The sequence below is a fragment of the Cellulomonas sp. NEAU-ZC6 genome, from assembly GCF_056844425.1.
This window is the reverse complement of the sequence record NZ_JBXFYH010000003.1, coordinates 522227-534459: the sequence shown is the minus strand read 5'-3', so window position 1 is coordinate 534459 and position 12233 is coordinate 522227. Positions and strand designations below refer to the sequence as shown.

The 12233-nt window shown below is 75.7% G+C and carries 8 protein-coding genes; 4 read left to right on the top strand and 4 right to left on the bottom strand.

Features of this window, described 5'->3' with window-relative positions; translation table 11 throughout:
• Positions 1–22: 22 nt before the first annotated feature.
• From AC1050_RS15975 to AC1050_RS15960, 4 genes are all read left to right on the top strand, one after another.
• Positions 23–802 carry an alpha/beta hydrolase gene (locus tag AC1050_RS15975; RefSeq protein ID WP_482388385.1) on the top strand — a complete coding sequence of 260 codons (780 nt, stop codon included), beginning with the start codon at positions 23–25 and terminating at the stop codon, positions 800–802.
• 43 nt (positions 803–845) lie between these two features.
• Positions 846–1829, top strand: coding sequence for a quinone oxidoreductase family protein (locus tag AC1050_RS15970; RefSeq protein WP_482388384.1), 984 nt, complete (start codon positions 846–848; stop codon positions 1827–1829).
• Complete coding sequence (locus AC1050_RS15965) at positions 1826–2557, top strand: DsbA family oxidoreductase (protein WP_482388383.1); 732 nt, start codon at positions 1826–1828, stop codon at positions 2555–2557. The genes AC1050_RS15970 and AC1050_RS15965 overlap by 4 nt, the downstream gene beginning before the upstream one ends.
• Before the next feature lie 86 nt (positions 2558–2643).
• Positions 2644–3036 carry a VOC family protein gene (locus tag AC1050_RS15960; RefSeq protein WP_482388382.1) on the top strand — a complete coding sequence of 131 codons (393 nt, stop codon included), beginning with the start codon at positions 2644–2646 and terminating at the stop codon, positions 3034–3036.
• A 2-nt stretch (positions 3037–3038) separates the two neighbouring features.
• Here AC1050_RS15960 and AC1050_RS15955 read toward each other — a convergent pair whose 3' ends face one another.
• The 4 genes from AC1050_RS15955 to pheS all read right to left on the bottom strand — a co-directional run bounded on the left by AC1050_RS15955 (position 3039) and on the right by pheS (position 12101).
• Entirely contained in the window at positions 3039–3734 is a 696-nt protein-coding gene (locus tag AC1050_RS15955) for a helix-turn-helix domain-containing protein (protein ID WP_482388381.1), read from the bottom strand.
• An 83-nt stretch (positions 3735–3817) separates the two neighbouring features.
• Positions 3818–7945 carry an ExeM/NucH family extracellular endonuclease gene (locus AC1050_RS15950; RefSeq protein WP_482388380.1) on the bottom strand — a complete coding sequence of 1376 codons (4128 nt, stop codon included), beginning with the start codon at positions 7943–7945 and terminating at the stop codon, positions 3818–3820.
• A gap of 509 nt (positions 7946–8454) precedes the next feature.
• Positions 8455–11037 carry a phenylalanine--tRNA ligase subunit beta gene (pheT, locus tag AC1050_RS15945; protein ID WP_482388379.1) on the bottom strand — a complete coding sequence of 861 codons (2583 nt, stop codon included), beginning with the start codon at positions 11035–11037 and terminating at the stop codon, positions 8455–8457.
• Positions 11037–12101: a phenylalanine--tRNA ligase subunit alpha gene (gene pheS, locus AC1050_RS15940; RefSeq protein ID WP_482388378.1), complete on the bottom strand. Its 1065-nt coding sequence runs from the start codon at positions 12099–12101 to the stop codon at positions 11037–11039. The genes pheT and pheS overlap by 1 nt, the downstream gene beginning before the upstream one ends.
• Positions 12102–12233 lie beyond the last annotated feature (132 nt).

The window sequence follows — 12233 nt, the reverse complement described above, 5'->3', positions numbered from 1 at the left end:
CCGGCGCGGCTAGGGTCGGCCCGTGACCTCCGCGCACTCCCCCGCCCCCACCGAGCGTGCCACGCTGCACGACGGCCCGCCCGTCGCCGGACCGAGCCGGGGCGCCGTCCTCGTGCTGGCCGGCGGCGGCTACCAGATGCGGTCCGCCGACGAGGACGGCCCCGTCGCCGCGTTCCTCGCGGCCTCGGGCGTCCGCGCGCACTGGCTCGACTACCCGGTCGCGCCGGCCCGGTACCCCGCCGCCCTGCACGAGGTGCTGCTCGCGGTGGCCGACCTGCGCGCGGGCCGCCGCGGCGGCCCGCCGGTCGACGGGCCGGTCGCCGTCCTCGGGTTCTCGGCCGGCGGGCACCTGGCGGGCACCGCCGCCACGGCCACGGACGCCGAGCTGCGCGCCGCCGCCGCGCTCGGCGGGCTGGACCCGGCCGAGGTGCGCCGCCCCGACGCCGCCGTGCTCTGCTACCCGGTGGTGTCGCTGGTGGACCACCCGCACCTCGGGTCGCGGCTGAACCTGGTCGGCGACCCCGAGGACGCGGCGGCACGCGCGCTGTCCGTCGAGCTCCGGGTCGACGCCGCCACGCCGCCGACGTTCCTCTGGCACACCGCCGAGGACCCGTCCGTGGGCGTCGAGCACGCCCTGGCGGCCGCGGGCGCGCTGCACCGGCACCAGGTCCCGGTCGAGCTGCACGTCTACCCGCACGGGCGGCACGGCCTGAACCTGGCCGTCGGGCACACCGCCGGCGAGTGGGCGTTCGCGGCGGTGCGCTGGCTGGGCGAGCAGGGCATCGGCTCGGTCGTCTCCTGACCCGTCCGGAATGCGGGGCGACGTGCCAGGTGTTCCAGGTCGCATGCACGCGATCCTCGCCACCGAGCCCGGTGGCCCCGACGTCCTGGTCCCCGACGAGATCGGCGACCCGCTGCCGGGACCGCGCGACCTGCTGGTCCGGCTGAGCGCCGCGGGCGTGAACTTCGTCGACGTCTACCACCGCAACGGCACCTACCCGATGCCGTTCCCCCACGTCCCGGGGTCCGAGGGGTCGGGCGTCGTCGAGGCCGTCGGCCGGGAGGTGCGCGACTTCGCCGTCGGCGACCTCGTCGCCTGGGCCTCGGCGCCGTCGTCGTACGCCGAGCTGGTGGTGGTCCCGGAGGTCGTCGCGCTGCACGTCCCGGACGGCGTCACCGAGGAGGTCGCCGCCGCGCTGCCGCTGCAGGGCATGACGGCGCACTACCTGGTGTCCTCGACGTTCCCGGTGCTCGCCGGCCAGGACGTGCTGGTGCACGCCGGGGCCGGCGGCGTCGGCCTGCTGCTGACCCAGCTGGCCACCGCCCGCGGCGCACGGGTCGTCACGACCGTCGGCTCGCCCGAGAAGGAGGCGCTGTCCCGCGCCGCCGGTGCCGCCGAGGTCATCCGCTACACCGAGCTCGGCGACCTGACCACGGAGCTGCCCGCGCTGGTGCGGGAGCTCACCGGGGGGCGCGGCGTGCACACCGTGTTCGACGGCGTCGGCCGCAGCACGTTCGAGGCGTCCCTCGCGTCCCTGCGTCCCCGCGGCGGGCTGGCGCTGTTCGGCGCGGCCTCCGGGCCGGTGCCGCCGTTCGACCCCCAACGGCTGAACGCCGCCGGCTCGGTCTTCCTGACCCGGCCCACCCTGGGCCACCACACCGCGACCCGCGAGGAGCTGACCTGGCGGTCGGGCGAGCTGTTCGACGCCGTCGCCGCCGGCACGCTCGACGTCCGGGTCGGCGCGACGTTCCCCCTGTCCGAGGCCGCCGAGGCGCACCGCGCGCTCGAGGCCCGGGCGACGACCGGAAAGGTGCTCCTCACCGCATGACCGACCTGCAGATCGAGATCTGGTCCGACATCGCCTGCCCCTGGTGCTACATCGGCAAGCGCCGGTTCGCCGCGGCGCTCGAGCAGTTCGAGCACCGGGACCACGTGCGGGTCACGTGGCGCTCGTTCGAGCTGCAGCCGGACGCCGAGCCGTCGTCCGCGCACCCCGGGATGACCGAGGCCCAGATGCTCTCCGAGCGCAAGGGCGTGCCCGTCGCGCAGGTGCAGCAGATGTTCGACCAGGTGACCTCCGTGGCCGCCTCGGTGGGGCTCGCGTACGACTTCGACTCCGTGGTGCCCGCGAACACGTTCGACGCGCACCGGCTGGTGCACGTCGCGCAGGACCTGGGTGGTGCCGACGTGGCGGCCGACGTCGTGGAGCGGCTGATGAGCGCGCACTTCGAGCACGGTGTGGTCGTCGACGACGCCGAGGTGCTGGTCGAGATCGCCGTGGCAGCGGGTCTGGACGCGGAGCCGGTGCGCGCCGCGCTGGCGTCGGACGCCGGGGCGGGCGCGGTGCGCGCCGACGAGGCCGAGGCGGCGGCGCTGGGGATCCAGGGCGTGCCGTTCTTCGTGGCCGGACGCACGCTCGGCGTGTCCGGGGCGCAGCCGGTCGAGGTGTTCGCGCAGCTGCTCGCGCAGGCGTGGCGGGACGCGAACCCGCCGCTGGCGATCCCCACGATCGCGGGCGCGGCCGACGCGGAGGCGTGCGGGCCCGACGGCTGCTGAGCGCGACCGGACCGCGGCCGGGGCCGGCCGGGGACGTGTCCGAAACGTCCACGACCCGGCGCCCGGCCGCGTCCTACGGTCGGGGCATGACACCGCACCTCGACATGATCGGGCTGGTCGCGGGCGACCTGCCCCGCACCCTCGCCTTCTACCGCGCCCTCGGGCTGGCGCTGCCGGCCGACGCCGACGACGCCCCGCACGTCGAGATCACCCTGCCCGGTGGGCTGCGCCTGGCCTGGGACACCGTGGACGTCGTCCGGTCCTTCGACCCGGACTGGCAGCCGCCGGCAGGCGGGCACCGGGCGGCGCTCGCCTTCCGGTGCGCGGACGCGGCCGAGGTGGACGCCACCTACGCGCGGATGGTCGACGCCGGGTTCACCGGGCACGTCGCGCCGTGGGACGCCGTCTGGGGGCAGCGGTACGCCGTGCTGCACGACCCCGACGGCACGGCGGTGGACCTGTTCGCCCCGACCGCCTGAGGTCACGACGCCGCGCGGTCGGCCGCCAGCTGCGCCGGGGACCGGCCGGTGAGCGCCCGCACCTCGCGCGAGAGGTGGGGCTGGTCCGCGTACCCGGCCCGCTGCGCCACCTCGGCCAGCGGCAGGCCGGCGTCCAGCAGCGGCAGCACGCGCTGCACGCGGAGCACCCGGCCGAGCGTGCGCGGCCCGTACCCGAACGCGGCGAGCGAGCGCCGGTGCAGGGTGCGGGTCGTCACGCCGAGCCGGTCGGCGACCTCCGCGGCGTCGTGCCCGGCAGCGACGAGCCGGGCGACCACGGCGGCGTCGCGCGCCGGTCCGCCCGCTCCGGCGAGCCGCGCCGCGACCAGGTGCTCGAGCGCGGGGGCGCCGCCCGCGGCCACCGCGTCGGACCACGGGCGGGCCGCCCGCGCGCCCCAGAGGTCGGCGAGCCCCGGCCGCTGGTCGCGGAGGGCGTCGGCGGGGGTGCCGAGCAGGACCGGCGCCGCGCCCGGCGGCAGCCGCAGCCCCAGCACGGGGCGACCCGGGGTCACGGGAGCCGACGTGTGCGCCCGGGTGTCCGGCCCGGCCACCAGCAGCCGGCCGTCGGACCAGATCAGGTCCATGCACCCGTCGGGCAGCACGCTGCCGCCGGCCTCCGCCGCGGAGACCCGCCAGAGCACGGCACCGGGCACCCGGGCCGACGGACGTTCGGCGTACACGAACGCCAGTATGTCGCGGGGACGACGACGGCCCCCGCCGCGGATCGCTCCGGGGCGGGGGCCGTCGTCGTGGGGCCGTCGGGTCAGCGCTTGACGGTGACCGTCACCGGGGCGCTGGTGCTGCCCGCGACGGTGTCCGGCCGCGACGGCACGAACACCGCCGTGTACTCGTGCGCGCCGACCGGGGCGGTGCGGGGCACCGAGCCGAGCGCCAGGCCGAGCACCACCGGGGAGCGGCCGATCACCCGGTCGCCCTCGCGGAACTCGACCGTGCCGGACGGGAACCACGTGCCCTCGACCTGGACCCGCGAGACCAGCAGCGTCGGGAGCCAGGTGCCGTAGGACTGGCTGGACCGGCTCGCCGCGAGACTGACCGTGGACTTCTTCAGCTCCGGCTCGGGCTCCTCGGCGGCGGCCACCGTGAGCGGCAGCGTGACCGTGGTGCCGCTCGGCGCGGCGACCAGCGTGAGGACGTGCGCCCCCGCCGTCGTGCCGGCCGGGACCGTCACCGCGACCTGCGCCGCGCCGGCGGTGACCGCCGCGGTGCCGATCGACGTGCCGTCCAGCCGGACGTCGAGCGTGGTGTTCTCCGGAGCGCCCAGGCTGGTGAGGTTCAGCCCGGTGACCGGGAACGCGAGCTCCGTGCCCGCGGTGACCTCGTCCGGCAGGGCCGGGACGCCGACCGCCCGCTCGTCGAACTCGGGCGTCAGGCCCGGGTTCGCTTCGAGGTAGGCGATCCACGCGTCCCGGTCGACCAGGCCGGAGTCCGCCGTCCCGCTGCCCTCGGCGAGCACGCGGAAGTTGTCACCGCCCTGGGCCAGGAAGGAGAACGTGCCGATCCGGTACTCCGCCGCCTCGTCGATCGGGGCGCCGTCGACCGTCACCGACGTGATCCGCTCGCCCAGGGGCAGCGACTCGTCGTAGGTGTACGACACGTTGTCGGAGAGGCCGAGCTGCAGGTACGGCCGGCTCGGGATGGTGCCGTCCGCGTTGGTCTGCCACTGCTGCTCGAGCATCGTGACCACCTGGTCGCCCGTGAGGGTCGTGGTCCAGAGGTTGTTCACGAACGGCAGGACCGCGTTGGCCTCGGCGTAGGTGATGGTGCCGTCGGGCGCGTAGAGCAGCTCCGCCCGCAGGCCGCCGGGGTTGACCACGCCGATCTGCGCGCCGCCCCGCTCGTCCGAGGACAGCGTGTCCAGCAGCGAGTCGGCGACCAGGTTGCCCAGCGTCGACTCCTTGGACCGGTCGTCCCGGGTGCCACCGGTGTAGACGCCGTTCGTGTACGCGCCGCCGGCGTAGGCGGTGGTGATGTCGGCCGTCACCGAGCCCTTGGGCTGGTTGCCGACGACCGCGGCCTCGGCGAGCGCCGCGTCGACGATCGTCTTGACCTCGGCGACCCGCGGGTACTGCGCGACCAGGGCGGCCAGGAAATCGGCCGGGGTCTGGCCGGCGGCGGGCGCGAGGCGGGCGACGTTCGTGCCCGTCAGCGCGGACGCCGTGTCGGTGGCCGGGTCGTAGGTCAGCGTGACCTTGCCGATGTTCTCGCCGTAGGAGCCCGTCTGCACGATCGGCCGGGTCCACTCGCCCGAGGCCTCCGGCTCGGCCGGGCCGTACCAGGCATACTGCTTGTGGGTGTGACCGGTGAAGACCACGTCCACGTCGCCCGAGGTGAGCGTCGCGATGTCGGCGAAGGCACCACCCGCGGCGATCTCCTCCTCCAGGGTCGCGCCGTCCGGCGTACCGGCGCCCGCGCCCTCGTGGTACTCGGCGACGACCACGTCGGCCTCGCCGTTGGCCTCGTCGCCGTCGGACAGCTGCGCCGCGACGCGGTTGACCGCCTCGACCGGGTCGCCGAAGTCCAGGTCGGCGATGCCGCCCGGCGTCACCAGCGTCGGGGTCTCCTGGGTGACCGCACCGATCACGCCGACGGTCACGCCGTCGACGTCGACCAGGGCGTACTCGTCGAGCGCCGGGTTCTGCGTGCCCGTGTCGTAGACGTTGGCGCCGAGGTACGGGAACTCCGCGTTGCCGCCGTCGGCGATGACGCGGTCGACCAGGTCGGCGTACCCGCGGTCGAACTCGTGGTTGCCGACGGCCGAGGCGTCGAGGTCCAGCGCGTTCAGGACGTCGATCGTCGGCTGGTCCTCGGCCACAGCGGAGGCGAACAGGGAGGCACCGATGTTGTCGCCCGCCGACAGGAAGACCGCGGAGCCGCCCGCGGCCTCGGCCTGCGCGCGCTGCTGCTCGACCGTGCCGGCGAACGCGACGGTGTTGGCGTCGATCCGGCCGTGGAAGTCGTTGATGTTCAGCAGCGTGAGGTCGACCGGGCCGGTCGACCCGGCGTCTCCGGCGGTCAGGCCGACGAGGACCGGGTCGTGGTCCGAGGAGCGGTACGGGTCGGCGGCGTAGAACAGCGTGCCCTGCGCGTTGTAGCGGCTGTACTCCAGCGCCACCGACTCGCCCGCGTTGATGTTCCACACGTCCGCGCCGGTCGCGCGCTCCAGCGCCGCCTCGTTCAGCAGCACGTGGTCGAGCGAGCCCGACAGGCCGGAGAAGGAGTACGAGTACTCCCCCGCGTCCAGCGCCATGGTGGCGTCGGTGTAGCCCGCGCCGTAGAGGACCTGCAGCGGGTCCTCCTGCGTGTAGGAGTTGAAGTCCCCGACCAGGGCGACCGCCTCGGCGTCGCCCTGCACGGTCGGGACCCAGTCGCGCAGGGCCTCGGCCTGGCGCACGCGGGACTCGTTGGACGCGCCCTGGCCGTCGCCGGCGTCGGCGTCGCCCGGCCACGGGCCGGCCGAGCCCTTGGACTTGAAGTGGTTGACCACCACGAACAGCTGCTCGCCGCCGCCGACCGGCGCGAACGCCTGCCCGATCGGCTCCCGGGCGTTGCCGAACGCCTGGTCGTCGCCCGACTGCGTGCCCAGCGCGCGGGCGTCGCCCACGGTCTCGACGGCGGCCGGCCGGTAGATCAGCGCGTTCGTGATGGTGTCCAGCTGGTCCGCCGCGGGCAGCTCGGCCGACGAGGGCACGTAGGCCCACGTCCCCGCGCCCGCAGCGGCGTTCAGGGCCTCGACCAGGGTCGCGAGCGCCTCGTCCGCGTCGCCGTCGACGCGCGCCGAGTTCTCGATCTCCATCAGGCCGACGACGTCGGCGTCGAGGGCGTTGATCGCCGCGACGATCTTGTCCTGCTGGCGCTGCAGGTCCTCGGGGTCCCAGGCGCCGCGCTGGTCGCAGCCCTCGCGGACCGTGACCGGGTCACCGGTGCGGTCGTCGTACGACTCGCAGGTGGCGGTGTCGGCGCCGAGGGTCGTGAAGTAGTTGAGCACGTTGAACGACGCGACCGTCACGTCCGCCTCGCCCAGGCCCTCGGGCGCCGCGGTGCGGTCGTTCTCGAAGGTGGCCGGGTAGCCGGCCGGGTTCGCCGCGTCCAGCGGGAGCGTCGGGTTCAGCTTCCACGCGTTGTTCCGGTAGTCGACCACGACCGGCGCCGTGAAGCTCGCGGCCGCGCCGACGCGCACCGGGTTCTCGAGCGACACGTACGGCGGGGTCAGGCCGGTGTTCGCCGCGGACAGGAAGTTGGTGCTGGCGCCGTCGTCGAGCACCACGGCCCGGGCCGCGTTGTCCGCGACCGCCGCGGCGTACTCGGGGGTGCCGGGAGCGGCGACCTCCGTCGGCTGGACCAGCGGCGTCGTGCCGGCGGCCAGGCCGACCTCGCCGTACTGGTGGGTGCTGTACGTGTTGGAGACCGTGAGGTCGCCCGACGGCAGGTAGAGCATCGACTCGAGCGCCTCGCGGGCCGTCGCGTCGGCGGGCCAGGTGCCGGTCACCGGCTCGACGGCCGCGTCGCCGTCCAGCTGGACGAGGCCGGCCGCGCTCGCCACGGTGATCTCGGTCAGGCCCTGGTACTCGGAGACCGCACCGGTGACCTGGACCAGGTCGCCCGTCGCCACCGAGGCCGCGGTCGCCTGCGAGAACACGAAGACCGCGTCCGAGGCCGTCCGGCCCGCGGCGTCGCCGCCGCCGGTGCCCGGGGTCTGGATGACGTAGCCGCGGAAGCCGCCGGTCGCGTAGACCGCCGTCACCACCCCGGACGTCGTGACCGTCTGGCCGGCCAGGGGGGACGCGTCGCCCGTGCCCTGGACCTGCGCGATGGTGTGGGTGTCCTCCGCCGCGGCGGCGGGGACCGCGGCGGCCAGGGACGTCCCGACCATCGCCCCCACCGCGGCGAGGCTCGCCGCCCACCTCGTGCGTGTGCGTACAGCGCTCACCGATGTCTCCGATCCCCCGGGGCGCTTCTGGCACCCTCGTCAGCAGGCCGCGTCACGATCGTCACACTGCCGGGTGACAACGTATGAGCGGTATGTCCGATTAGGCAACCACCAACGGCGGACCTGCAGGTTGCGGACGGGTGAACGGCGAGCGTCGCATCCGGGTGCCGGCCGAGCTGCTCCGCGGCGCGGTCGCCGTACCGCGGCGACCCGCCCCGGGACGCGGGGGCGTCCGGCTCTGGCGAGGTCGTCACTCGCCGACCAGGTCGTCACTCGTGCATGACGACCTCGGCGACGTGTGACGACCTCGCGGCGCGGACGGACGGGGGCCGGACGGGGGTGGGACGGGGCGGGCGGCGCACAGGCCCGGGGACGGGGGCGGCCCCGGGCGCGGCGACCCGTGCGGGTGCCGCGGCCGGGGCCGTCGGTCGTGCTGCGCGCGCGAGGCGCTGCTACGCGCGGAGGGTGGCGCCGAACCGGCGCTCCGCCTCCTCGACCACCGCGGCGCGCACGGCCGCCGTCTCGTCGGCCGTCAGCGTGCGGTCGGCGGCCCGCAGACGCAGCGCGAAGGCCAGGGAGCGCAGCCCCTCGCCGACCTGCTCGCCCGTGTACACGTCGAACAGCCGGGCGCTCTCGAGCACGTCCCCCGCGGTGCTGGCGGCGGCGCCGGCGCGGACGGCGTCCAGCACGTCGGCCACCGGCACGTCGGCCGGCACCACCAGCGCCACGTCCTCCTTGGCCACGGGGAACGTGGACACCTCGCGCGCGGGAACGGCCGAGCGCGGGGCGGCGGCGAGCAGCACGTCGAGGTCGACCTCGAACGCGCACGCCCGTGCCGGCAGCGCGTGCGCGGCGACGACGGTCGGGTGCAGCTCGCCCGCGTGCCCGACCAGCGCGCCGTCGACCGTGCGGAACCGGGCGCACCGACCCGGGTGCCAGGGCGCCCGGTCGGGGTCCGCCTCGACCACCAGCGGCACGCCGAGGGTGTCGGCGACCAGCCGGACGGCGTCGATCGCGTCGGTGTGGTCGGCCGCGCGGCCGGGTCCCCACCAGCCGGCGGGCTCCCGCAGGCCGCTCAGCACGCCGGCGACGTGCCGCGGCTGGTCCGGCACCGCGGCGCGGATCGCGTCGAGCACGTCGGCCGACGGCCGCTGCGCGACGGGCGGTACGGGCGCCGCTCCGGCACCCGGGCGGGGCAGGGTCACCGAGCCGACCTCGTAGACGGCCAGGTCGGTGGTGCCGCGGGCGGCGTTCCGGCGCGCCGTGTCCAGCAGCGTGACGAGCAGCGACGTCCGCAGGAAGGGCTTCTCCTCCGACAGCGGGTTCGCCAGCCGCAGCATGGTCCGGCGGGCGTCGTCCTGCGGCAGCCCCAGCGCGTCCTGCTGCGCCACGGAGACGAAGGGGTAGGACCACGTCTCGACCCAGCCGGTGTCGGCGAGCACCGCCGAGACCCGGCGCCGGCGGCGCTGGTCCGGGGTCAGGCCCAGGCCCACGGGCGAGCGCGGCACGACCGACGGGATCGCGTCGTAGCCGTGCAGGCGCGCGACCTCCTCGACCAGGTCCACCGGCGCCGCGAGGTCCGGGCGCCAGGTCGGGACGTGCACGGTGAGCACCGCGTCCGCGCCCGCCCCGACGACCTCGCCGACCGTGCAGCCGATCTCCCGCAGGTACCGGGACACCAGCGCCACGTCCAGGTCCAGCCCGATCAGGCGGGACGGCAGCGCGACGGGCAGCGTGATCGGCGCCGGGGGCACCGTCACGTCGACGTCCGTCAGGACGGGGTCGGGGGTGCCGCCGCCGTGCTCCACCAGCAGCTCCACGACCCGGGCGGCCGCCACGCGGGGCAGCTGCGGGTCCACCCCGCGCTCGAACCGCTTGCTCGCCTCGCTGGGCAGCCTGTGCCGCCGGGCGGTGCGCGCGATCGACACGGGGTCGAAGTGCGCGGCCTCGATGAGCAGGTCGGTGGTCGAGGCGGAGACCTCGGTGTCCGCACCGCCCATCACGCCCGCCAGGCCGAGCACGCGCCCGGCGTCCGGGCCGTCGGTGATGAGCAGGTCCTCGGGGTCGAGCACCCGGCGCACGCCGTCCAGCGTGGTGAGCTCCTCCCCCGCCCGGGCCCGCCGCACCACGATCGGCGCCGTCAGCGTCGCGAGGTCGTAGGCGTGCAGCGGCTGCCCCAGGTCGAGCATCACGTAGTTCGTGACGTCGACGGCGAGCGAGATCGGCCGCATGCCGGCCTGCGTCAGGCGCTGCTGCATCCAGGACGGCGACGGCGCGCTCGCGTCGACGCCGCGCACGACCCGCGCGACGAACCGGTCCGCGCCGGGCACGCCGTGCACCGGGGCGTCGTCGCGGAGCTCGACGCCGAACCCGCCGGTGGTCGCCAGGCCGTCGTCCGCGCCGGCGCGCGGCAGGCCGCGGTCGGTGAACGCGGCGCCGGTCGAGTGCGCGTACTCGCGGGCCACGCCGCGCATCGCGAAGCAGTAGCCGCGGTCGGGCGTCACGTTGATCTCCAGGACCTCCTCGCCCAGCCCCAGCAGGGCGCGCGCGTCCGTCCCGGGCTCGGCGTCGATCCCGAGCTCGGACAGCACGATGATGCCGTCGTGGTCGTCGCCCAGCCCCAGCTCGCGCGACGAGCAGATCATCCCGTCGGACACGTGGCCGTAGGTCTTGCGCGAGGCGATGGCGAACGGCCCGGGCAGCACGGTGCCGGGCAGCGCGACGACGACGTGGTCGCCCACGTCGAAGTTGTGCGCGCCGCAGACGATGCCGCGCGGGGTGCGCGTGCCGTCCTCGGCGGTGCCGTTGTGGTCGCCCACGTCGACCTGGCACCAGTTGATGGTCTTGCCGTTCTTCTGCGGCTCGGGCACGCGCTCGACGACGCGGCCGACGACCAGCGGGCCGGACACGGCGGCCGGGTGCACCGCCTCCTCCTCGAGGCCGACCTTCACCAGGTCGGCGGCCAGCTGCTCGGCCGTGGTGCCGGCGGGCAGCTCGACGTGCTCGGCGAGCCACGTCAGGGGGATGCGAGGCATCAGATCACCGTCCGGAACTGGGTGGAGAAGCGCACGTCGCCCTCCACGATGTCGTGCATGTCCGCGATCTCGTGGCGGAGCATCAGGGTGCGGTCGATGCCCATCCCGAAGGCGAAGCCGGAGTACTCGTCGGGATCCAGGCCCGCCGCCAGCAGGACGTTGGGGTTGACCATCCCGCAGCCGCCCCACTCGATCCAGCCGGGCCCGCCCTTCTTCTGCGGGAACCACAGGTCCATCTCGGCGCTCGGCTCGGTGAACGGGAAGTACGCCGGGCGCAGCCGCGTGCGCGCCTCGGGGCCGAACACCGCCCGCGCGAAGTGGTCCAGCGTGCCCTTGAGGTGCGCCATGGTCAGGCCCTTGTCGACCGCGAGGCCCTCGACCTGGTGGAACACCGGGCTGTGCGTCGCGTCGAGCTCGTCGGTCCGGTAGACCCGGCCCGGGCAGGCGATGTAGATCGGCAGGTCCCGCTCGAGCAGGCTGCGCGCCTGCACCGGCGAGGTGTGCGTGCGCAGCACCAGGTGCGGGTCCGGCTCGCCGTCGGCCGCGGCCACGTAGAACGTGTCCTGCATCTGCCGCGCCGGGTGGTCCGGCTTGAAGTTGAGCGCGTCGAAGTTGAACCACTCGGCCTCGACCTCGGGGCCCTCGGCGATCTCCCAGCCCATGCCGACGAACACGTCGGCGACGCGCTCCTGCAGCTGCTCCAGGGGGTGCCGGGCGCCGCGCGGGGTGCGGTCGGACGGCAGCGTCACGTCGACGGCCTCCTCGACCAGCACGCGGGCATCGCGCTCGGCGACGAGCACCTCCTCGCGCGCCGCGAGCGCGGCGTTCAGCCGGCCGCGGGCCTGGCCGACGGTCTTACCCGCGACCGCCTTGTCGGCCGGCGGCAGCCCGCCGATGGCGCGGTTCGCGAGCGCGAGCGGGCTGCGCTCGCCGGTGTGCGCGAGGCGCGCGGCCTTGAGCTCGTCGAGGTCGCGGGCGGCCGCGAGGGCCGCCAGGGCGTCGGAGAGGGCGTGCTCGACGGCGTCGGCGTCGAGCGGGGACAGAGTGGTGTCAGGCGTGGACATCCGGACCTTCCAGGCGGGAGCTGCGGCGGTGCGGGCGCGCGGGGGCGACGCACCGTCCGACGGGCGAGTCTAGTGGCGCCCGTTCCGGGACCCGGGGACCGTCCGCCGCCAGGGCGGGACGGGACCTGCGCG